Source organism: Paraburkholderia sp. HD33-4 (assembly GCF_021390635.1).
GTDB lineage: Bacteria > Pseudomonadota > Gammaproteobacteria > Burkholderiales > Burkholderiaceae > Paraburkholderia.
On the sequence record NZ_JAJEJS010000001.1, the window covers coordinates 2,733,284 to 2,754,956 of the forward strand.

16 protein-coding genes and 2 tRNA genes are annotated in these 21,673 nt (G+C 64.4%); 8 read left to right on the plus strand and 10 right to left on the minus strand.

The genetic code is table 11. The features are described 5' to 3' along the window. Window positions 1-625: 625 nt before the first annotated feature. Both L0U84_RS12120 and L0U84_RS12125 read left to right on the plus strand, forming a co-directional pair. On the plus strand, window positions 626-1,360 hold the full coding sequence (locus tag L0U84_RS12120) for a Crp/Fnr family transcriptional regulator (protein WP_006048767.1): 735 nt from the start codon (window positions 626-628) through the stop codon (window positions 1,358-1,360). 36 nt (window positions 1,361-1,396) lie between these two features. Continuing rightward, window positions 1,397-2,782, plus strand: a complete 1,386-nt coding sequence (locus L0U84_RS12125) for an undecaprenyl-phosphate glucose phosphotransferase (protein WP_233850130.1) — start codon at window positions 1,397-1,399, stop codon at window positions 2,780-2,782. A 454-nt stretch (window positions 2,783-3,236) separates the two neighbouring features. Here L0U84_RS12125 and L0U84_RS12130 read toward each other — a convergent pair whose 3' ends face one another. From L0U84_RS12130 to rnr, 5 genes are all read right to left on the minus strand, one after another. Further along, complete coding sequence (locus tag L0U84_RS12130; protein WP_233850132.1) at window positions 3,237-3,659, minus strand: helix-turn-helix domain-containing protein; 423 nt, start codon at window positions 3,657-3,659, stop codon at window positions 3,237-3,239. Window positions 3,660-4,166: 507 nt separating this feature from the next. Further along, window positions 4,167-5,384 (minus strand): glycosyltransferase family 4 protein, encoded by a 1,218-nt coding sequence (locus L0U84_RS12135; RefSeq protein WP_233850134.1) that lies wholly within the window; start codon window positions 5,382-5,384, stop codon window positions 4,167-4,169. 522 nt (window positions 5,385-5,906) lie between these two features. After that, complete coding sequence (rpiA, locus tag L0U84_RS12140) at window positions 5,907-6,602, minus strand: ribose-5-phosphate isomerase RpiA (protein ID WP_233850136.1); 696 nt, start codon at window positions 6,600-6,602, stop codon at window positions 5,907-5,909. Window positions 6,603-6,844: 242 nt separating this feature from the next. Then, window positions 6,845-7,588 carry a 23S rRNA (guanosine(2251)-2'-O)-methyltransferase RlmB gene (gene rlmB / locus L0U84_RS12145; protein ID WP_233850138.1) on the minus strand — a complete coding sequence of 248 codons (744 nt, stop codon included), beginning with the start codon at window positions 7,586-7,588 and terminating at the stop codon, window positions 6,845-6,847. Window positions 7,589-7,826: 238 nt separating this feature from the next. Then, window positions 7,827-10,322 (minus strand): ribonuclease R, encoded by a 2,496-nt coding sequence (rnr, locus tag L0U84_RS12150; protein WP_233850140.1) that lies wholly within the window; start codon window positions 10,320-10,322, stop codon window positions 7,827-7,829. A gap of 413 nt (window positions 10,323-10,735) precedes the next feature. On the opposite strand from rnr, the gene L0U84_RS12155 reads away from it, so the two are divergent. Both L0U84_RS12155 and L0U84_RS12160 read left to right on the plus strand, forming a co-directional pair. Beyond that, a tRNA-Leu gene (locus tag L0U84_RS12155) sits at window positions 10,736-10,822 on the plus strand. Window positions 10,823-11,049: 227 nt separating this feature from the next. Further along, window positions 11,050-11,136, plus strand: a tRNA-Leu gene (locus L0U84_RS12160). A 163-nt stretch (window positions 11,137-11,299) separates the two neighbouring features. Here the strand turns inward: L0U84_RS12160 and pqqE are convergent. The 5 genes from pqqE to L0U84_RS12185 all read right to left on the minus strand — a co-directional run bounded on the left by pqqE (window position 11,300) and on the right by L0U84_RS12185 (window position 15,865). Further along, window positions 11,300-12,418, minus strand: coding sequence for a pyrroloquinoline quinone biosynthesis protein PqqE (gene pqqE, locus L0U84_RS12165; RefSeq protein WP_233850142.1), 1,119 nt, complete (start codon window positions 12,416-12,418; stop codon window positions 11,300-11,302). Window position 12,419: 1 nt separating this feature from the next. Then, window positions 12,420-12,701, minus strand: a complete 282-nt coding sequence (gene pqqD / locus L0U84_RS12170) for a pyrroloquinoline quinone biosynthesis peptide chaperone PqqD (RefSeq protein WP_233850144.1) — start codon at window positions 12,699-12,701, stop codon at window positions 12,420-12,422. Then, entirely contained in the window at window positions 12,698-13,423 is a 726-nt protein-coding gene (gene pqqC, locus L0U84_RS12175) for a pyrroloquinoline-quinone synthase PqqC (protein ID WP_233850146.1), read from the minus strand. Before pqqC ends, pqqD begins: the two co-directional genes overlap by 4 nt. 66 nt (window positions 13,424-13,489) lie before the next feature. After that, entirely contained in the window at window positions 13,490-13,564 is a 75-nt protein-coding gene (pqqA, locus tag L0U84_RS12180; RefSeq protein ID WP_233852008.1) for a pyrroloquinoline quinone precursor peptide PqqA, read from the minus strand. A 315-nt stretch (window positions 13,565-13,879) separates the two neighbouring features. After that, window positions 13,880-15,865 (minus strand): sigma-54-dependent Fis family transcriptional regulator, encoded by a 1,986-nt coding sequence (locus L0U84_RS12185; RefSeq protein WP_233850148.1) that lies wholly within the window; start codon window positions 15,863-15,865, stop codon window positions 13,880-13,882. Window positions 15,866-16,201: 336 nt separating this feature from the next. On the opposite strand from L0U84_RS12185, the gene L0U84_RS12190 reads away from it, so the two are divergent. The 4 genes from L0U84_RS12190 (at window position 16,202) to L0U84_RS12205 (ending at window position 21,648) form a co-directional block, all read left to right on the plus strand. Next, complete coding sequence (locus L0U84_RS12190) at window positions 16,202-17,929, plus strand: methanol/ethanol family PQQ-dependent dehydrogenase (RefSeq protein ID WP_233850150.1); 1,728 nt, start codon at window positions 16,202-16,204, stop codon at window positions 17,927-17,929. A gap of 116 nt (window positions 17,930-18,045) precedes the next feature. Further along, window positions 18,046-19,344: a c-type cytochrome gene (locus L0U84_RS12195; RefSeq protein ID WP_233850152.1), complete on the plus strand. Its 1,299-nt coding sequence runs from the start codon at window positions 18,046-18,048 to the stop codon at window positions 19,342-19,344. 86 nt (window positions 19,345-19,430) lie between these two features. Further along, on the plus strand, window positions 19,431-19,745 hold the full coding sequence (locus tag L0U84_RS12200) for a high-potential iron-sulfur protein (RefSeq protein WP_233850154.1): 315 nt from the start codon (window positions 19,431-19,433) through the stop codon (window positions 19,743-19,745). Further along, on the plus strand, window positions 19,729-21,648 hold the full coding sequence (locus L0U84_RS12205) for a sigma-70 family RNA polymerase sigma factor (protein ID WP_233850156.1): 1,920 nt from the start codon (window positions 19,729-19,731) through the stop codon (window positions 21,646-21,648). The genes L0U84_RS12200 and L0U84_RS12205 overlap by 17 nt, the downstream gene beginning before the upstream one ends. Window positions 21,649-21,673: the final 25 nt, after the last annotated feature.

The following is a 21,673-nucleotide window of genomic DNA, read 5'->3' on the forward strand; positions in this document are numbered from 1 at the left end:
TATTCCGGACTAGAAGCATGCCCCCGAAACGCGCCAAAGCTCGCTTCGCACGTCTCGAACTGTCTGCTTCGCTCACTCACTGTTGGCTCGCACGCGACTATTGCACGCTATGAAAGGCCTTGCGTGTGACAGCGCACGCACTGCGTTTAACACTTCTGAATCATTTCCGGCACTTCACGAGGAGCGCTTCAAAACGTGCATGCGGCGCCAGGTTCAAATGTGAGACAGCTTCGACAGCCCCCTCGTTTTTAGCCGTGAGGCCTTTGATATCAAGGGATTCGCCGAAACTCAAAGCTTTCATACGATGCATTCCCCAACCGGAGGGGGTGTGCAGAATTGAAACAAAAAGCCGCTTTTCCCCTCCACACGGGCTCGGGGACTCTTCGCTGCGCCGCATCAGCACGCGTTTTCCCGAACATTGGCACGGTCCTCGCTAATACCTCGATGCAACAGTGTGCCGCCGCACACGAGCGCAACAACAGACGCGGTGGCAGACAGGCCTAAAACGGGGCCGATGCTCTTCATCCTAGCTGGTCGCCGGGGCAGCTAGTCCCGAGGATGCGGGCATCGGATTAAAGAAACGGAGAAAGTCACGCGAGGCGCGACTTTCAAGCGAGGACCGATCATGTTGACACTTCAATCCGATCTGCACGGTAACCATCTGCTGGGCGCATTGCCGTCGCACGAATGGCAGGCGCTAGCTCCTCACCTCGAACTGGTTCATCTGCGCACCGAGCAACTGCTGTGCGACTCGGGTCAACGGATCCACCACGTGTACTTCCCCACCACCGCGATCATCTCGATGCTCTCGACGATGGAAGACGGCAGCTCCGTCGAGATCGCCGCGGTAGGCCGCGAGGGCATGACCGGCGTGCCGGTCCTCACGGGCGGCGAAACCATGCCCAACCGCGTGCAGGTTCAATGCGCGGGCTTTGCCTACCGGATGAGCGCACAGGCGCTCAAGCAGCAGTTCGCGCGGTCCGACTTTCTGCGCCGTTTGATGCTGCTGTATATGCACGCGCTTCTGACCCAGGTCGCGCAGACCGCCGCATGCAATCGCCATCACGCTCTGAACAAGCAACTGTGCCGCTGGCTGCTGATCGAAGTGGACCGCGTGGCATCGAACGATCTGACCGTCACGCAGCAACTGATCGCCGACATGCTCGGCGTGCGCCGCGAAGGCATCACCGAAGCGGCCGGCAAGCTGCACGACGAAGGCCTGATTCATCATAGCCGCGGCCATATCAAGGTGCTCGACCGCAAGGGCCTCGAAGCCCGCGCGTGCGAATGCTACGGCCTCGTGAAGCGCGAATTCGATCGTCTGCTGCCCCGTCTTCGCCAGGCCGAGACCGTTGAATAAGCGGCACGCCGCTCGATGACCGGGGTCGATTCGCCTATGTTCAGGACAACTGTTCGATGTCTCGACGCGCTCTTCGTGATTGCGGGCGGTCTGCTCGCCCACTGGATGCGCTTCCCCGCGCCAATCGCGTTGGCCGATACCGAGCGTCTTCTGATTGCGTTCAACTGTGTGCTGGTTCTGCTGCTGTTTCCGGGCTTTGGGGTCTATGAGACGTGGCGCGGCAAGGCGCTCGCGCCGGTGCTCGCGAGAATCGCCGCGGCCTGGCTCGTGGTGGTTGCAACCGCGCTCGTGCTCGCGTTCACGCTGCATCGGATGGATGCGGTGTCGCGCCTGTGGTTCGGATACTCGACGCTGATCTCCGGCGCGCTGATCATCGCGTCTCGTTGCGCGATGCACGTGGTGCTGCGCTTCGTACGCCTGCGCGGCATGAACGCGCGCACCGTCGCGATCGTCGGCGCACCGGGCTTCGCGCGCACGCTGCTCGCGCATCTCAAGCATGCGCCGCAAGCGGGCTTCAAACCGGTGTGCCTGTTCGACACCAGCGTGGATGGCGACGACGCGTATGGCGCGCGTCTGACCCGCCTGCCCGTGCTGACCGATCTGGAAGCGTTCGCCACCAAGGTGCGCGATGAACACGTGAACGAAGTGTGGCTCGCGTTGCCGCTTTCCGAGGAACACACGATCTACCGCTTCACGCGCGCCTTCAGAAACGACTTCGTCAATCTGCGCTTCATTCCCGATGTGCGCGGTCTGTCGCTGTTCAATCACGAGATCGCCGATGTCGTCGGCTTGCCGACGCTGAATCTAAGCGCGACGCCGCTCTCGCCGTTGCAGATGTGGCCCAAGCTGATGTTCGACCGTCTGTTCGCCGCGCTCGCGCTGATTGCGCTCGCGCCGGTGTTCGTCGTGCTCGCGATCGGCATCAAGCTGACGTCGCCGGGGCCGGTGTTTTTCCGGCAGATCCGCAAAGGCGTCGACGGCCATCCATTCGGCATCTACAAGTTCCGCTCGATGACCGTGCACAAGGAAGAGCACGGCCAGATCACGCAGGCGACCCGCAACGACTCGCGCGTGACGAAGCTCGGCAGCTTCATGCGCCGCACCAGTCTCGACGAGCTGCCGCAGTTTCTGAACGTGCTGCTCGGTCAGATGTCGGTAGTGGGTCCGCGACCGCATGCGGTCGAACACGACGATCTGTACAAGGACCAGGTATACGGCTACATGTACCGTTACCGCATCAAGCCCGGTATCACCGGCTGGGCCCAGGTCAACGGCTATCGCGGCGCGACCACCAAGGTCGAGAAGATGGAAGCGCGCGTGAAGTTCGATCTCTTCTATATCCAGAACTGGTCGTTCTGGTTCGACATGAAGATCGTCTTCATCACGATCTTCAAGGGGTTTGTCGGCCGCAACGCGTTCTGAGTATGCCGGCGAGGTCGAGCTCCGAGGTCGAGCTCCGAGGTTGAGCTCTCTTCCTCGCTGCGCGACCACGCAGCCGTCTACAATGCGTCGCTCGATCTCTGGTTCATCATCTGCGAACACCTGACGCCGCCCGCGCGATGGGTGGTCGTCCGTGTACTCGACGCTGATCGGCAATCGCGCGAATCCGGGGTTCTTGTGTGCGTTGTCGCTGACGTTCGAACGCGGCGGACCTTCACTTGCGCCACGAAAATGGCGCGCCGGTTTGGGCGCGATGCACGGGGCGTGGCAGGAAGAGGCGCGCTGAAGAATCGCGGGAACGAATACAAAACTCGCACGCCTCGCTGCAAATGGAAACGCCAACCCCGGCGGCCCGCTCGACGGCCACCGTCGTTGACTCAACACGAGCCGCCGCGACGGACCACGTCGTGAACGGGTCCGCCGCGCGACACCGCCTCTACAGGAACGCGCTGACGTCGGTCTGAAACCGCACCGCGAGCGCCTTGGCAACCTTCTTGCTGATCGCGCGGCGCCCCGCGAGAATATCGCTGACCACGGTCGGCGACGCGATTCCGGCCAGATCCTTCTGCTTGAGCCCATGCGTGGTCAGCAGATGGCGCAGCACCTCGCGGGGCTCCGCTTTGGGAATCGTCAGGTTGCGCGCTTGCCAGTGACCGACCAGTTCCATCACGATCGCGTGCAGATCCGCGAGCGGATCGTTGTCGTTACCACTTAGATGATCGGACAGCGAGTTTGCGACTCGCACCATCTGGTGATAATCCTCTTCGGTGCGAATCGGCGTAACCGGCAACTGGCTCTTCAGTGCAGCCCAGGCTGCGGTAATGTCGGGAAAGGGTCCCGGAAGGCGATCGGCATTCATGAGTTTAAATTCGTCCTCGTCCAAAAGCCGTCCGCGCGGTAGTCGATGACGCGCGAATGACGACTGCCTGTTGTAGTGAATCGCCGCGGCACGCCGATCTGCCAGCACCTCGAACTTCGCAGTGCGGCAATTCAGCGGTCACGATAGCGAACGTCTGCTTCAGGTCGTTATGGCCACGCGAGGCATGCCGCGCCAGCGAATATCTCGCCTGTAGCGCGTGGCGCGCACCCCGATGTCGTTTTTTGAAGTCCAGCCCTGCTTGCTTGACAATGGCCCGCCGCGGATGGCCTTGCACGCGCCGCACCTATCGCGCAATACGCGATACGCGCTGCCCATACAAGGCGCGAAGCGGACGCGCCCACACCAATAGCCGCCCGGACGCATGGGTCAGAACGGCTCGTTACTGCCTGTTGCGAAATCACTGCATGACGACGAAAACCTCTTGCTCTCCTATTGCAAACTCTCCGAGGCGAGAACAGAGAAAGACCCTCACCTCGGTGCCTCCACCTACTTTTCAGCGCCGTGTCGCTGGCCAATGCCGAGTTCCCGGGTCGCGAGATCGGGCTCCGCCCACGTCACCTGCTCGCCCAGCTCCGTCGCCGGCAGACCCTGAGCGACCGCCGCAATCGTGCGCGTGACCTCGGCCATGAACGCGCGCCGAAACACCAGAGCCGAAAACCGCTCCGCATTCTCGCGACACGCCGCCGGCGTGATGTAAGCGCTCAGCCGCTCGAAGCGGTCGATCGCGTCGAGCATCGACGCCGCCGTCTGGCGCGCGAAGAAAACGCCGGTCGGATGCGGGTCGCCGACCGGCACCACCGTTTCGAGCGCCCCGCCCCTGGCGAACGCAATCACCGGCGTGCCGCAGGCCTGCGCTTCGAGCGGCACGATGCCGAAATCTTCCTCGGCGGCGGACACGAAGGCTCGCGCGCGCGCCAGATAATCCTTCAGTACGCCGAATGGCTGATGGCCGAGAATCGTCACGTTAGGTCCGGCTTTCGCGCGAATCGATGCCATTTTCGGCCCGTCGCCGATCACGATCAGCCTGCGCTGCGGCGTGGCGTTGAACGCCTCGACGATCAGATCGATACGTTTGTGCGGCACCATGCGCGACACGCTCAGATAGAAGTCGTCTTTCTCGGCGCGCAGTTCGAATGCGTTGACGTCGACGGGCGGCGGAATCACCGCGGCATCGCGCCGATAGGTTTTCATCATGCGGCGCGCGACCGACTGCGAATTCGCGATCAGACGGTCGACACCATTCGTGGACTGCGCGTCCCAGCCGCGCAGATAATGCAGCAACACGCGCGCGGCCCACGACTTCGGCCCGCGCAGCAGATTCGCTTCGCGCAGATACTGGTGCTGCAAATCCCACGCGTAACGCATCAGCGAATGCACGTAGCTGATGTGCGTCTGATTGGGTCCGACCAATACGCCCTTCGCGACCGCGCGAGAACTGGTTATGATCAGGTCATAGCTCGACAGATCGAACCGTTCGACGGCGAGCGGCATCAAGGGCAGATACGCGCGAAACCGGGTGCGCGCGAACGGCAGGCGTTGAATGAACGACGTAGTGACCGGCTTACCGGCAAGCGGCGTGCGATCTTCGAGAAAATCGACGACGCTGAAAACATCGGCGTCGGGAAAGCACTCGATGATCTGCTCCAGCACTTTCTCCGCGCCGCCGGGAGCGACCAGCCAATCGTGCACGATCGCCACTCTCATATCTCGTCCTGTCTGTCACGAAACGCCACCTGGCCTCAGAGAAGAGTGTATGTGCCGCGTTCCTGGCTGTGCGTGCGCGTGCCCACATTCGAGGTGCGACAGTGCGCGAGTAATTCGCAGAGTCCGTTCGGGTCTGCAAAATCAGCATCAATCTCGCGCTTTCGTATGTGCAGAACGCCTGACGTATCGCCGCACGCCTGCTAGCTAGTTCAGCCCCCCTGGACGATCGGAGCACGGCACGAGCGACGATCCCGCAACGTCGGCGGCCGTCGTGCGCTGCGTGCTGTTTGGCGATCAAAGCGGTCGGTGGGGAAGTGCCGGGTTCGAGCTGCTGGAACTCGCCAGGCACTGTGCCGCGCGTGCCTGCGCACGGCGCCAGGCATTTTCCGCCAGGCGCGCGCGATTGCCGCCGCGGCGGACGGCGTCGCGGGAATCGTGCGGCCCGGCGCGGGGGCAATAAAAAACGCGTGTGAACCGTTGGAACGGCTCACACGCGTCAGGGCGAACAGAAACGCAATCCGCTTAATTCTGGCCGTACGTGATCGTTTGCACGCCGGTGTCCGTGCCGAGCAGACACAGGTTCGCGCCGCGGCCCGCGAACAGGCCGACCGTGACGACGCCCGGCCATGCGTTGATATGCGCTTCGAGCGTGCGTGGGTCGCTGATGCTCAAGCCCTTCACGTCGATGATCTCGTTGCCGTTGTCGGTGATGAACGGCACGCCCTCTTTCGTCACGCGCACGACGGGCACGCCGCCGAGCGCCGTTACGCGACGGCCGATCGCGGTGCGCGCCATCGGCACGACTTCGATCGGCAGCGGGAACTTGCCGAGCGTCTCGACGACCTTGCTCGCATCGGCGATGCAGACGAACACTTCCGACACCGACGCGACGATCTTCTCGCGCGTGAGCGCGCCGCCGCCGCCCTTGATCATCGCGCCGCTGCGATCGATTTCGTCGGCGCCATCGACGTACACCGGCAGCGAATCGATCTCGTTCAGGTCGAACACCTTGACGCCGTGCGATTGCAGACGGGCGGTGGTGGCGAGCGAACTCGACACTGCGCCGCGATAGCGGGATTTGGTGGCGGCCAGCGCGTCGATGAAGCAGTTCGCGGTGGAACCCGTGCCGACACCGATCACCGAGCCTTGCGGCACGTTGGCGTTCACGTAATCGGCGGCGGCCTGGCCGACCAGTTGCTTGAGTTCGTCTTGAGTCATGGGAGAGGCGGGAGAAGCGTGAAAAACCGATAGTTTACCGGAGTGGCGTGGGGAGGGTTCCGTTTGGGCCGGCTTTGTGCCGTCGAACGTGCCGGTTTGCCGGACTCCTTTGGCGCTGGAGACGGCGTGCGGGTCGTGGTCAGCGCGCCGCAACTGGCATCCCCCCAAAAGCAAAGCGCCCGGAACCCCCACCGCGTTCCGGGCGCCAACAATCCGCCAACAGCAGGTGCGATTTCAGAAACCTACTTCTTCACCGCCCGCTGCCGCACAGCTTCGAACAGACACACGCCGCTCGCCACGGACACATTCAAACTCTCCACCGTCCCCGCCATAGGAATGTTCATGACGACGTCGCAGGTTTCACGCGTCAGACGCCGCATGCCCTCGCCTTCGGCACCCATCACGAGCGCCACCGGCCCGTCGAGTTCCGTTTCGTAGACACTCTTGCCCGCGTCGCCAGCCGTGCCAACTACCCAGACGCCCGCGTCCTTGAGCTCGCGCAGCGCGCGCGCCAGGTTCGTGACCGTGATGTACGGCACGGTGTCGGCCGCGCCGCTCGCGACCTTCGCGGCGGTCGCGTTCAGTCCCACCGCGCGATCGCGCGGCGCGATCACCGCGTGCGCACCGGCCGCGTCAGCGACGCGCAGGCAGGCGCCGAGATTGTGCGGATCGGTCACGCCGTCGAGCACGAGGATGAGCGGCGAGCCGCTGATGCCGTCGAGCAGTTCGGCGAGGTTCTGCGCGAGCGGCAGATCGCCCGCGCGGGCGACCACGCCCTGATGGCGTTCGGTGCGCGCGAGGCCCCACAGACGCGTTTCGTCGGCGGCGATCAGACGCACGCCCGCGTCCTTCGCGGCCTGCAGGAATTCGGTCATCCGGCGGTCCTTGCGCGTCGCGTCGTAATAGACATCCTCGACCGTCGACGCATCGTGCCGGATACGCGCGGTCACTGCGTGGAAACCGTATAAAACCTTGTGACGTGCCATGACTGAACAACCTTTGATTGGACGCGCAGTCAACGCGCGCCACTGTGATGAATATGAAACCGGATACCTGTGCGTCGATTCGTGCGGCCTCGAAAGCGTCGGTGCGTGATGCTGAGACTCACGCTCGCGCCCCGACACCGCCGAACCACCCCGCACTGCCCGCGATAAAACGCGAGACCGCGCGCAACCGGCACGCGTTCGCGTGCCCGCTGCGCGCGGTCCCGGCGCTGTGAAAGCCTCAGCGCTTCTTGCGTGCCTGCTTCGACGCCGCCTTGGTCGCGGCACCGTGCTTCTTCGCCACGCCACGCGCCGCGCGCGCTTCCTTGACCGCCGCGCTCTGCGCGGGCGCGGCCCTCTTGCGCCGCGGACCCGGCATCGACGCGCCGCCTTCCGCCGCCGGCAACGCGCGCACGCGCGGGCCAGCGCCGTCACCCTTGTCCGCCGCGATGCCGCGTGCCGCAGGCGGCTTGATCGGCGTATCGCGCACGAGGCGGAAGTCGATCTTGCGCGCGTCGAGATCGACGCGGCTCACCTGCACGCGCACGCGATCCGACAGCCGGTAGCGAATGCCGGTGCGCTCGCCGCGCAGCTCGTTCTTGATCTCGTCGTACTGGAAGTAGTCCGAGCCGAGTTCGGTCACATGCACGAGACCTTCGATGAACAGCGAATCGAGCTGCACGAAAATGCCGAACGACGTGACGCCGTTGATCATGCCGCCATACTCTTCGCCGAGCTTGTCGCGCATGAAATAGCACTTGAGCCACGCTTCGACGTCGCGCGATGCTTCGTCCGCGCGGCGCTCGTTGGCCGAGCAGTGCAGCCCGAGCTCTTCCCAGATCGCGACGTTGTTCGCACGCGCGCGGGCCCCGCGCTTTTCCTCGTCGGCCTGCTGCATCGCGCGGGCGCGCGGCGACAGCGCGGTATTGAGCTCGACGCCGTGCGGCGGCTGCGGCTGATACTTGCGGCCCTGCAGAATCGCGTAGATCGCGCGATGCGTGAGCAGGTCGGGATAGCGGCGAATCGGGCTCGTGAAGTGCGCGTAGGCCTCGTAGGCGAGACCGAAGTGGCCGATGTTGTCGGGGCTGTAGACCGCCTGCTGCATCGAGCGCAGCAGCATCGTCTGCAGCATCGAGGCGTCGGGCCGGTCGCGGATCTGCGCCATCAGTGCGGCGTAGTCGCTCGCGTGCGGCGTGTCGCCGCCGCCGAGCGTCAAGCCCATGCCGCGCAGGAACGTGCGCAGGTTCTCGAGCTTTTCCGCGCTCGGGCCCGCATGCACGCGGAACAGGCCCGGATGCTTGTTGCGCTTGAGGAAATCCGCCGCGCACACGTTCGCGGCCAGCATGCATTCCTCGATCAGCTTGTGCGCGTCGTTGCGGGTGCGCGGCACGATCTGCTCGATCTTGCCCTGCGCGTTGCAGACGATGTACGTCTCCGTCGTATCGAAGTCGATCGCGCCGCGCTTCTGGCGCGCCGCGAACAGCGCCTTGTAGACGCCATACAGATTCTGCAGTTGCGGCAGCAACGCGGCGCGGCGGGTCGCTTCCGGGCCCTTGGTGTTTTTCAGCACCGCGGCGACTTCGGTGTACGTGAGCCGCGCGGCCGAATGCATGACGCCCGGATAGAACTGATACCCCTTCACGTCGCCACGCGCGGTGACGATCATGTCGCAGACGAGCACGCAGCGGTCGACTTGCGGATTCAGCGAGCACAGGCCGTTCGACAGCTTCTCCGGCAGCATCGGGATCACGCGGCGCGGGAAATACACCGAGGTGCTGCGCTCGATCGCGTCGGAATCGAGCCCGCTTTGCGGAAGCACGTAATGCGACACGTCCGCGATCGCGACGATCAGGCGGAAGCCATCGCCACGGCCGACCTTGACCGGTTCGCAATAGACGGCGTCGTCGAAGTCGCGCGCGTCCTCACCGTCGATCGTGACGAGCGGCACGTCGCGCAGATCGATGCGATGACGGATGTCGGCCGGGCGCACTTCGTCGGGCAGTTTCGCTGCTTCGGCCAGCGCGGCCTCGCCGAATTCGTGCGGCACGCCGTACTTGCGCACCGCGATTTCGATTTCCATGCCGGGGTCGTCGATATCGCCGAGCACTTCGACCACGCGGCCGAGCGGCTGCGAATGACGGCTCGGGAAATCGGTCAGCTCGACCACCACGACCTGGCCGACCTTCGCCTTGCGGGTGTTCTGCGTGATCAGGATGTCGTGGCCGATGCGCTTGTCTTCGGGCGCGACGATCAGCGCGCCGTTCTCGTTGAGCAGACGGCCGATCACACGCTTGTTCGCGCGGTCCGTGACCTCGACGATGTGCCCTTCCGGCCGCCCGCGCCGGTCATAGCCGACGATTCGCGCAAGCACGCGGTCGTTGTGCATGACCTTCTGCATCTCGCCGTTGGGCAGGAACAGATCGTCCTGGCCGTCGTCGCGGATCAGAAAACCGTAGCCGTCGCGATGGCCCTGCACGCGGCCCGCGACGAAGTTCGACGGATGAGTGAGTTGATAGAGATTGCGCTGATCGAGCCGGATCTGGCCGTCGCGCTCCATCGCGCCGAGACGCTTGAAAAATCCTTCGCGCTCCTGGCGCTTGATCGACAGGGCTTCGGCGATGTCGTTCGCGGCAAGCGGCGTTTCACTCGTGCGCAGCACGCCGAGTATTTCTTCGCGGCTTGGAATCGGATACGGAAATTTGCTCAAGGGCTTGTCGATGATTTTTTCTCGTTGCATGGACGTCGGTCGGCGATGTGGTCCGGCCTGGAAGGCGTTTGCGTAATGCGCGCAGTTGCGCTCGGCTGCATCTGCAGGGCGGCTGCGCTGCCTCGGTCATTGCACCTGCTGCTTGCTGCTTGCTGCTCTACTGCGATTTGCACCGGAAACTGCCTGGGTCCGGCTCGTTGAACGCCAGGCCAACGCGCGTCTGGCTGATCGCAGGTCGACACTCGCGTCGGGACACCGGATATGCATCGTGCCAACGAACTACTGCGAGGCATTCTAACACCCGTGTCGACCGCCAGGCGGGCCTGAGGCGGTGGTTCAGGCGCGCTGCGGCTCGCCTCGCCGCGAGCATGAATTGTCTTTGGCAAATTGCTTGACAGGTCGGAATCGGTCGCTATAATGGCGGTCTTTGCTGTTCATCACCTGCCCAGGTGGCGAAATTGGTAGACGCACTAGGTTCAGGTCCTAGCGGTGGCAACACTGTGGAGGTTCGAGTCCTCTCTTGGGCACCAGATTCAAAAATAGAGCCGCCTTCGGGCGGCTCTATTTTTTGTGTAAGGCCTGGCAGTCGAGATCGCTGTTCGTGTTTCGATTGCCGGATTAGCAGGACGGTGGTTGGGTAGCGATTGCATCACTTCGCTGCGCGTTCAACCGGGCGGATGAGAAAAGCAGGTTTGTTTGAAGCAGGGATTGACAAACTTAATCATCTCGCTAAAATAGCGGTCTAGCTTGAAGACGTGCCCAGGTGGCGGAATTGGTAGACGCACTAGGTTCAGGTCCTAGCGGTGGCAACACCGTGGAGGTTCGAGTCCTCTCCTGGGCACCATAAGTTGTTCCGGCTTCATGTTGAACCATAAGCCGAAGTAGTTCGAGAAACCCCGTAAGATCAACGTCTTACGGGGTTTTTTGTTTTTGCGCTCACTTCGCGACAGGCCAGGTCACGAACGCCATGTTCGTGAGGCCGCTCGCATCGATAACATCCCCTCCCCTCAAAGCTTCAGCGAATTCTCCTTGCTGCGAAAGATCAGCGGCCGCTCATCCACGGCTTTGGGATGGCGCGCCAATTGCACCGTTTGCACGACCTGTCCGTGATGCGCCGACTTTGCGCAGACGGGATCGGCCGCGGCCGGGTCGCCGGTCAACATGAAGGCCTGGCAGCGGCAACCGCCGTGATCGGCATGTCGTTCATCGCAGTCGCGACATGGCTCGCGCATCCAGCCGTCGCCACGATACGCGTTGAACGCGTCGCTTTCATACCAGATCTGCCTGAGCGACATGTCACGCACGTTGGGCAGCGCGAGCCCCGGCAGCGAACGCGCCGCATGACACGGCAGCGCGGTTCCATCCGGCGCGACGCCGAGAAACACCGAGCCCCAGCCGTTCATGCATGCTTTCGGACGCTGCTCGAAATAGTCGGGGACGACGAACAGGATCCGGCAGCGCTCGCCAATCAGCTTTCGATAGCGCTTCACCGTGTCCTCCGCTTCGGCGACCTGCTCCGCGCTCGGCATCAACTGCTCGCGGTTGAGCATCGCCCAGCCGTAGTACTGCGTGTTGGCGAGTTCGAGGTAGTCGGCACCAAGATCGAGCGCCATCTCGATGATCTGCCCGACATGCGGCAGGTTAAACCGATGCAGGACGCAGTTGAGCACCATCGGATAGTCGTGCGACTTGATGAGCCGGGCGACCGCGCGCTTCAGCTCGAACGTGCGCGTGCTCGTCACGAAGTCGTTGAGTTCGCGCGTCGAGTCCTGCAATGACAGCTGGATATGGTCGAGTCCCGCGCGTTTGAGCCGCTCGATGCGCGCCGCGCTCAGGCCGATACCCGAGGTGATCAGGTTCGTATAGAAGCCGATTGCCCGCGCATGCTCGACGAGCGCCTCGAGATCGTCGCGCTGCAACGGCTCGCCGCCCGAAAAGCCGATCTGCGCCGCGCCTAGCTCGCGCGCCGCGCTGATGATCTCGATCCAGCTTTCGGTGTCGAGCTCCGCGCCGTGCCGCGCAAAATCGACCGGGTTGTAGCAGAACGCACAGTGCAGCGGACACCGGTACGTCAATTCGGCGAGCAGCCACAGCGGCGCGGATGGACGGGGATGGTCGTGTGCCATATCAGTCCAGCCAGCCGCGCAGCCGCGCGTGATCGAGAAAGCGGTAGACGTCGGGCGCAAGCTCGGAACTGCTGAAAAGCTGCTCGAGTTCGCCGATGATTTCGTCGAGCTCGTGCTGTCCGTCGCAACGCTCGAGGATCGCGCCGGCGCTCGTATTGAGCTTCACCATCCCTTCCGGATAGAGCAGCACGTAGCCATCCTGCGCCACTTCCCACTGCAGACGGAAGATGCTCCGCAGGCGGGGGCGCAGCGGCACGCCGCTGTCCGCGTCATGCGTGTTCATAGGGGCCAGGCCTTTTCGACCGCATCGAGGATCGACCAGAGAATATCGAGTTTGAACCGCAGGATCTCGAGCGCGCGCTGCTGCGCCTCGGGCGTACGGAAATGATTCAGCGTGACTTCGAGACCGTGCTCGACGTCGCGCTGCGCGAGCGGCACGCGGCTGCGGAAATACTGCAGCCCGTCCTGCTCGATCCACGGGTAGTGCGACGGCCAGCCAGCCAGACGGTCGAGATGGATCTGCGGCGCGAACATCTCGGTCAGCGACGAGCACACCGCCTCCTGCCACGGTGCGCGGCGCGCGAAGTTCACGTAGGCATCGACTGCGAAACGCACGCCCGGCAACACGTGCTGCTGGCTCCACAGCTCGTCGGGATAGAGGCCCACCGCCTCGCCGAGGCGCACCCATGCCTCGATTCCGCCCTCGCCGTCGCGCTGACCGTCGTGATCGACGAGCCGCTGAATCCAGCGCCGGCGCGTGGCCCGATCCGGACAATTGGCGAGGATCGCGGCGTCCTTGAGCGGAATGTTGACCTGATAGTAGAAACGGTTCGCGACCCAGCCGCGGATCTGCTCGGGCGAGCATCCGCCGCTGTTCAGGCGCTGGTTGAACGGATGATGGATGTGATAGCGCGACTCCAGCGCGCGCAGCCGCGCCTCGAATTGCGCCGGTGTAGAGGCCGTGTGGTGCAAGCCCGGCGAAGAGATCTGTCTGTTGATCTTCATGGTCGTTCATTGCGAGCGCCGCCCGCGCCGCCGCTCGGGCATTGCGGGCCGCACGTCGCAGTCCGCTCAGCGACTGGCGATATACATCGTGACTTCAAAGCCGAAACGCAGGTCGGTGTACGACGGGGTGATCCATTGCATGGCATGTCTCCTTGTTTGCGACTGGATGGAAGAACCGCACTCGATGCGCGGCTGTTCCCTTCAAAGCAAAGGACATGCCGATCTCGGCACGCGAGGCGCGGTTGGCTCGCACACGAGCCCTTCGCAAGGGCGTGGGCAACGACATCGTCAATTCGCTGAGATAAGCGGGACGAACGCGTCGACGCACGACGCGTTCGGGAGATGGGCAGTGTTGAGTTTTGGAACACTGCTGCTGCGGGATGCAACAGCGATCGCAACACCGTTGTGACAGCACGCTGGCGAAACAGGCATGCCGATGCAAGCGGCGCAGTCGGATCAGAAGTCGTCCACCATACGATCCGGCTCGACCGCCGGCATCTTGCGGTAGATCGTGTTGCGCGACACGCCGAGCTCACGCGCGGCCGCCGAAACGTTGCCGCCATGCCGCGCGAGCGCGGCGGCGATTGCCGACACGGTCACGTCCTGCAGGCGCGCGCACTCTGGCACGAACGCGTTGGCCGCGCCTCGCGCATCCGCAGCGCCGCCCGGCGAGACGCCGCAGCGCAGGTCATCGAAGAAGTCATCGGGCAAGTGCTCGCGCCGGATCTCGCCGTCCGCGTCGATCATGGCCGCCGCGGTGCGCAGCAGGTTGCCGAGCTGCCTGAAGTTGCCCGGCCATGGACAGCGCTCGAACATCGCCATCACATCGGGCGCGACATGAAGCGGCTGCCCGCTCGCGCTGGCGATCGATTCGCGCAGCAGCATCTTCTCGATCACGACCGCGAGGTCGGTACGGTCGCGCAACCGCGGCAGACGCACCACGAGGCCGTTGAGCCGGTAGTAGAGATCCTCGCGGAAGCGGTTTTGCGTGATCATCTCGCGCAGGTCCCGGTGCGTCGCGCAGATGATCGCGACGTCCACCGCAATGCTTCTCGTCGAGCCGAGCGGGTTGACGACGCGTTCCTGCAACACGCGCAACAGCCGCACCTGCAGCGAGTACGGCATGTCGCCGATCTCGTCGAGAAACAGCGTGCCGCCGTTCGCCTGCAGCAACTTGCCGATTGCGCCCTTGCGCCGCGCCCCGGTGAAGGCACCCTCCTCGTAGCCGAACAGCTCGGATTCGATCAGCGTCTCGGGAATCGACGCACAGTTGACCGCCACGAACGGCCCGGCGCAACGCGGCGAATCGTTGTGGATCGCCTGCGCGAGCAGTTCCTTGCCCGTGCCGGTCTCGCCGTTGATCAGGATCGGAATGTCCTTGCCGATCACCCTTTTGACCTTCGCAATGACCGCGGCGACCTGCGGGTCGCCCGTGTCGAGATAGCTCAGACGCGAGAGCCCCGCAGCGGTCTGCGCCGGCTCCTCGCGCGCCGCCGCGCGCGCGCCCTCGTGCACCGCGACCGGGCGGCTGCCTTCGGCCAGCGAGGCCCGCCTGAACTGCACGCGCGCGCAGACCACCGCGCCACTGCTCAGGTTGAGCATCAGGTGCGGGTCGAGGCTCGAGCGCATGCGATCGATCAGCTGCGCGCTCGTAGTCTGAAACAGCGACGACAGCGTATGCGCGCGCAGCCCGGCGAGCGACATGCCGAGCTGGAACTGGGCACTCCGGTTGGCCGACAGAAAGCGTCCGTCGCTCGTGAACGCCACGATGCCTTCCATCAGCGTGCCGAGAAACTCAGGACGACTATGGAAGGACACTTGCAGCGTTTCGTGGAAGGTGGTCGTAAAGAGATGATTCTCGATCATCTGCACCGACATCCTGGCGAGCGCCATCGTGTGCTGGTGATAGCTGCGGTAGTCGCCCGTCACGTCGAGCACGCCGATCGCGTCACCATACGGGTCGAGAATCGGCACGCTCGAGCAGGTCAGGAAGCGGTTTGCCGCGAGGTAGTGCTGGTCGCCGTGCACGACCATCGCACAGCGCTCGGCCAACGCCGTACCGATCGCATTGGTGCCCTGGCGGTCCTCGGCCCAGTTCGCGCCCGGGCGCAGCGCGACTTTCTCCGCGCGCGCGAGGAAGTCGTCGTCGCCGATCGAATGCAGGATCAGCCCTTCGGCATTGGTCAGCACGATCATGCTTTGCGTGTTGGCGATCTGTTCGTGCAGCGTCTCCATCACCGGCATCGCGTGCGCGCACAACACCCGGTTCTGCTCACGTTTGAGCACGAGTCCCGCGTTCGAAAGAACTTCGTAATCCGGCCGCGCCGACGCGCATAGACCAAACGTTTCGGACCGTTCGTGCGCTTTCTGGATTGCCGGCGCGGGAAAGTCATTGGACCGTACGGCCGTCTGAGCCACGGCCGGGTGAACGTCATCGCGCATTGTCTCCCTCCTGGAAAGCCTGGTACCTTGCCAGACTTTTCTCCGTCTTCTTAAGCAAGCTCCGGGCCATCCGATTTAGCGACGTTGGCGATGCGCGCTCGCGCTCCGACTGTCCTTTTTCTCAACACTCCGCCGCGCCGGGTTGTACCGGGATGCAACACATGGAGCGCCGCGCGGGCGATGTGACCAGCCCCACATTTCAGGCGCGCCGCCCTTTCCGACTCGCTCGAAAAAATGGCATGCGACTTGCAGTAACGCCATCGCAACCGGATCGACACAGAACAAAGGGGCGACGCCTCTCCCGGCACTGCATCGACAAACACTCAGGAGACGACCATGAAGAACCGTTCGCCCGCCGCAAGCCGGTTGGCTATCCTTGGAGCGAGCATCGCGAGCGCGATGGCACTGAACGTGGCTCCGGTGGACGCCGCCCCGGACTATCCCCCCGTGACCTACGAGCGTCTCTCTCAGGCACAGAGCGACCCGGGCTGGCTCACCTATTACCGGAGTTATAGCGGCCAGTCGCATTCCCCGCTGAAGCAGATCGATGCATCGAACGTCGCCGGTCTCAAGCAGGCCTGGAGCTATCAGTTCCCCGCGGATCTGAAGCAAGGCTTCGAAGCAACCCCGATCGTCAACGGCAGCTACCTTTTCGTCAGTACGCCGAAAGACAATGTCTACGCCTTCGATGTCAAAACCGGCACGCAGTTGTGGAAATATGAGCCGAAGCTCGGCGCCGAGTCGTTCAAGACCGCATGCTGCGACGTCGTGAATCGCGGCGTCGCGTTGTATGGCAAGAACGTCTATGTGGCGATGCTGAGCGGCGAGGTCGCCGCAATCGACGCGCAGAGCGGCAACGTCGTGTGGAAGAAGCAGATGTTCGAACCGGGTCTCGGCTACGCGTTCTCGCTGGCGCCGCTCGCGCTGGACGGCGCGATCGTGGTCGGTACGTCGGGCGGCGAATATGGGATCCGCGGCTATATCGCCGCGCTCAATCCCGACGACGGCTCGATCATCTGGAAGCGCTACACGATCCCGAGTGCCGGCGAAAAGGGTAGCGACACATGGCCCGACGGCATGCAGGAACATGGCGGCGGCGCGGCGTGGCTGACCGGCACCTACGACGCTGCCACGCAGACGCTGTACTGGGGCGTCGGCAATCCGGGACCGTGGCTCGCGGCGCTGCGCCCCGGCGACAACCTGTACTCCGATTCACTGCTCGCGCTCAACCCGAAGAACGGCGAGCTGAAATGGCACTATCAGTACACGAATAACGACACGTGGGATTACGACGGCGTCAACACGCCGGTGCTTGCCAACATCAGCTACAAGGGCAAGAAGTATGACGCGATCATCCATGCCGACCGCAACGGCTTCTTCCACGCGATCGACCGCAAGACCGGCAAGCTGATCTACGCCGAGCCGTTCGTCAAGACGCTGTCCGTGACGGGCTACACCGCCGACGGCAAGCCGATTCAGGACGCAAGCCGGTTTCCGAAGGCCGGCACGACGATCAACACCTGCCCGAGCTTTCTCGGCGGCAAGAACTGGTGGTCGACCTCCTACGATCCCGAGCGGCACATCGCGGTGGTGCCGTCGCTGCATGCGTGCATGAGCCTGTCCGGCAAATCGGTCAGCTACATGGAGGGCCTGCCCTACCTCGGCGAAGGCTTCGAGATCCAGCCTGAACCGGGCAGCCAGGGTTATGGCGAGCTGCAGGCCATCGACGTGAATACCGGCAAGAAGCTGTGGGGCCACTGGACCAAAATGCCGTGGAACGGCGGCGTTGCCACGACAGCCAGCGGCCTCGCCTTCAGCGGCTCGCTCGACGGCCATCTGTACGCGTTCGACGTGACGACGGGCAAGGTGCTGTGGGAGAGCCCGCAACTCGCGAGCGGCATCATCGCGCAACCTTCGGTGTTCGAAGTCGACGGCAAGGAGTACGTAGCCGTGCTCGCGGGCTACGGCGGTGCGAATCCGATCTGGGGCGGCCCGATGGCCGACGTCGCGAAGGACGTTCCGCGCGGCGGCACGCTGTATGTGTTCGCGCTCGATCGCAGCTGAGCGCAGCCACCGCATCCGCATCGTTGCGCATCTCCGACTCTCGCGGCTGCATCTCTCCGCGCCTGCACGCAGCCCATGCGGGCGCGGTGTTCCCGCCATCACAGGAACGCACCATCATGAACATTCGATTCACTCAGGTTGCTCTCGCCAGCGCGCTGGTCGCCGGCGCCGCACATGTTGCCGCCCAGGCTGCCGCGCAGACGTCGCCCAGCGTGCGCGTGTGCACGATGCCCGGCAGCCCTTCGGCCGAGCTGGACAAGTCCGTTGCACGCGCGGTGTTGAGCACCGCGGGCATTGCCGCTACGTTCGCGTCGCGCGGCATCGACGATGACGGCGGCGACGACGGCATTTCCGCACACGAGCTCTCGAAATCGCTGCAGCGCAACTGCGATGTGATCGCGGGCTTTCCGCGTTCGAGCGTAGCCGATGGCTCCGATTCGCACCTGCTGTTTTCGCAGGGCTATCTGCACTCCGGTTATGTCAGCGTCACGCTGCGCGGCGCGCATGCGGCCAACACCGGCGTCGCGGCGCCGGACGGCAAGATCACGATTGCCGCCACCTGGTCGAGTCCGTCGCAACTGATCGCGGTCCAGCAGAAGAACGCGCGCTTCGATCTGGAAACCACCTCCGAGCTGACCGTCGACGCCCTCGCGAAAGGACGCGCGCAGCGCGCGATCGTCTGGTACCCGGCCGTGGTCGCGTATCGGCATGCGCACCCGCAGCAGCACTTCGACGTCGCCGCCGCCGAATCGCCGTATGCCGACTGGAATCTCGTGTTCGCGTCGGGACCCGACAAGCAGCCTCTGCAAAAGCGCATCGACGACGCGCTCACACGCCTGCGCAACGATGGCCGGCTTGCCGCGCTGACGCGCAACTGGGCGCTGCCAGCCGCCATCGCAACCGCTTCGGCGCACACGGCCACTCCGGCCACTGCGGCCACCCCGCTCGCCACGCACGCGAGCCTCGTGCGCTATCTCGACGGCCCGACGCCAGCGTCACCGCATGCGGACGTATGGCGCGTGAGCGGCATGCCGGCCGCCGGCGGCTTCATCAAGGTCGCGGCGACGACCGAGGCACCGTCGTTCGATCACGATCAGGTCACCCACGGCGAACATCTGTATGCCGATTCGTGCGCGAAATGCCACGGCGAGAAGCTCGAAGGCAACACCGCGCCTTCATTGATGGGCCCGGCCTTCGCGCCGGCGGCGAATTCGCATCTGACGATCGGCGGCATCTATCAGTACATGTCGACCAACATGCCCGCGGATCATCCCGGCAAGATGAGCGACGAGGAGTACGCCGATCTGATGGCCTTCCTGCTCTATACGAACGGCTACGACACCGGCAACGCGAAGCTGACCGCGCAGGCCGCGCAATCGTCGAAAACACCGCTGAACGCGGGACCGCGCCACTAACACGTTGCTTCGCACTGCATTACGACGCCGTGCCGCTTCAATCGAAGGCGGCATGGACGACCCATTTCTTTTCTCAGGGCATCATCATGGTCTCTCACAATCGCAGACACTTCATTCTCCATGCCGCGGGCCTGTGTGCCGCGCTCGCCAGCGCCGACATCGCGTTCGCCGCGCCGCCTGCCGTCGATGAAAACGACGCCGCGGCCAGCTCGCTCGGCTATCGTGCGAAAGCGAGCAGCGTCGACGCCGCGAAGTTCCCCAAGTATCACGCGGGCCAGACCTGCGCGAATTGCCGCTTCTACACGGGCGCGGCGGGCGAAGCTTCAGGACCCTGCCCGATGTTCCCCGGCAAATCCGTTGCCGCTGACGGCTGGTGCAACGTCTATGCGCCACGAGTTTGAGCGCTGGTCGGTGGGTGCGTCGCGAAACGGCGCACGCGCGACGGCCGGCGAGGTCGCCACCACCGCCGCCACCGACGATACGGCGAGCGTGCCGGCAGGCCAAGACGCGTCGCCCCCTCTTCAGGCGCTGATCGAACTCGGCCTTGCGCGCGGCTTCCTCACGCGCGGCGACATCGTCGACGCCCTCCCGCAGCATGCCGACGACGACGCCCAGATCGCCGCAGCCACGATGACGCTGCGCGAGTTGGGCATCGCCGTGCGCGAGGCTGCCGCAACCCAGCCGGCATGGCCGCCCGAGCGGCATTTCGTCAACGCCGACGCCGTGCCGGGCGCGCCGCTCGATCTGCTCGTGGGCCACACGAGCGATCCGGTGAAACTGTATCTGCGCGAGATGGGAACGACGCCGCTGCTCGAGCGCGAAGAGGAAGTCGCGCTCGCGCTGCGTCTCGAACGCGGACGGATCGCGTGCATCGAGGCATTGTCGGGCGATCCGGATGCGCTCGACGCGCTCGTATCGATCCAGCGCGAGATCCGTGCAGGTACGACGCCGGCCACCTACTACTTGAGCGGGACGATGAGCGGGACCATGAGCGGGACCATGAGCGCGCCGCTCGCGCATCGACCGTCCGCGTCCGATGACGAGGCGGCCGAACGACCCGCCGACGAAGAAGCGCCGCGCGACGGTCAGGTCATCAACCAAGCGGTGATCGCGCGGCTCGAACCCGCCATCTCGCTCGCCATCGCGATGCGCGACGCACTGGGGAGCGCCGGTCACACCACAGCGGACTACTGGTCGCTCAAGCGGCAAAGCGCCGGCATGATGCGCCCGTTGCGATTGAATTCGCGGTCGATCGAGCAGATGAGCGCACCGTTACGCCAGCGTGTTGCCGAAGCGCGCCGCCTCGCGCAGCGACTCGATGCGCTGCTGGCCCAAGCGGGGGTAGATGCCACGACGCGCCCTGCCACGGTCTGCGCGCCCTCCAGCGACGCCGATGCATGGGTCGCAACCTGCCTCGCGGCGTATCCGGAACGTCGCACGGCACTGCTGCGACACGCGCCGGCACTCGCGGACGTGTACCGGGCACTCGCGCGGCTCGCCGCTTCATCGAGCCTGCCGCTCGAGACGGCGTTCGCGCTCGACGCGCGGCTCGCCCGCATCGAACGTGCCGTACAGCTAGCCAGACAAACGCTCTTCAGAAGCAACCTGCGGCTCGTCGTTTCCGTCGCCAAACGCCATGCCGAGCGGGGAATGCCGCTGCTCGACCTGATCCAGGAAGGTAACCTCGGTTTGATGAAAGCCGTCGATCGCTACGACGTCCGACGCGGCTTCCGGTTCTCGACCTATGCGACCTGGTGGGTCCGCCAGGCGATCACACACGCGCTTGCCGACCAGGGGCGCATGATCCGCGTGCCGACGCACACCGCCGACGCGCTCGGCAAGCTGTCGAGACTCGCCCGCGAACATGCGCAGCGTACCGGCAACGCGGCCGCGCCCGCCGTACTGGCTGCCCGGATGGGTGTGTCGGTCGACAAAGTCAGGGAGCTGATGAGCATCGTGATGGAGCCGCTCTCCGCGGACCTTCCCGTTACCTCGGAAAGCAACCTGACCATGACTGACACGCTCGCTGATGACAGTTCGCCGTCACCGGAGGACCACGCGAGCGCCGCGCAGTTGCGTGCCGCCGTGGCGTCGGTGATCGGCAGCCTGCCGCGTCGCGAGGCCTGGGTTCTGCGCCTGCGCTACGGTATCGACGTCGCCTGTGAGCATTCGCTGCGTGAGATCGGCGAGCAGTTGCATCTGTCCGCCGAGCGGGTCCGGCAGATCGAGGCCGCCGCGCTCGAACGGATCCGGGGCTTCGACCACCTGCCGACGCTTCGCTCGCTGATTCGATGCGATAGCTGAACGACTTTCGTGCCCTGCTAAGCTA

Coding starts and splice junctions, on each gene's coding strand:
- L0U84_RS12120 (WP_006048767.1), top strand. CDS start 626: ATGTTGACACTTCAATCCGATCTGCACGGTAACCATCTGCTGGGCGCA.
- L0U84_RS12125 (WP_233850130.1), top strand. CDS start 1,397: ATGTTCAGGACAACTGTTCGATGTCTCGACGCGCTCTTCGTGATTGCG.
- L0U84_RS12130 (WP_233850132.1), bottom strand. CDS start 3,659: ATGAATGCCGATCGCCTTCCGGGACCCTTTCCCGACATTACCGCAGCC.
- L0U84_RS12135 (WP_233850134.1), bottom strand. CDS start 5,384: ATGAGAGTGGCGATCGTGCACGATTGGCTGGTCGCTCCCGGCGGCGCG.
- rpiA (WP_233850136.1), bottom strand. CDS start 6,602: ATGACTCAAGACGAACTCAAGCAACTGGTCGGCCAGGCCGCCGCCGAT.
- rlmB (WP_233850138.1), bottom strand. CDS start 7,588: ATGGCACGTCACAAGGTTTTATACGGTTTCCACGCAGTGACCGCGCGT.
- rnr (WP_233850140.1), bottom strand. CDS start 10,322: ATGCAACGAGAAAAAATCATCGACAAGCCCTTGAGCAAATTTCCGTAT.
- pqqE (WP_233850142.1), bottom strand. CDS start 12,418: ATGGCACACGACCATCCCCGTCCATCCGCGCCGCTGTGGCTGCTCGCC.
- pqqD (WP_233850144.1), bottom strand. CDS start 12,701: ATGAACACGCATGACGCGGACAGCGGCGTGCCGCTGCGCCCCCGCCTG.
- pqqC (WP_233850146.1), bottom strand. CDS start 13,423: ATGAAGATCAACAGACAGATCTCTTCGCCGGGCTTGCACCACACGGCC.
- L0U84_RS12185 (WP_233850148.1), bottom strand. CDS start 15,865: ATGCGCGATGACGTTCACCCGGCCGTGGCTCAGACGGCCGTACGGTCC.
- L0U84_RS12190 (WP_233850150.1), top strand. CDS start 16,202: ATGAAGAACCGTTCGCCCGCCGCAAGCCGGTTGGCTATCCTTGGAGCG.
- L0U84_RS12195 (WP_233850152.1), top strand. CDS start 18,046: ATGAACATTCGATTCACTCAGGTTGCTCTCGCCAGCGCGCTGGTCGCC.
- L0U84_RS12200 (WP_233850154.1), top strand. CDS start 19,431: ATGGTCTCTCACAATCGCAGACACTTCATTCTCCATGCCGCGGGCCTG.
- L0U84_RS12205 (WP_233850156.1), top strand. CDS start 19,729: ATGCGCCACGAGTTTGAGCGCTGGTCGGTGGGTGCGTCGCGAAACGGC.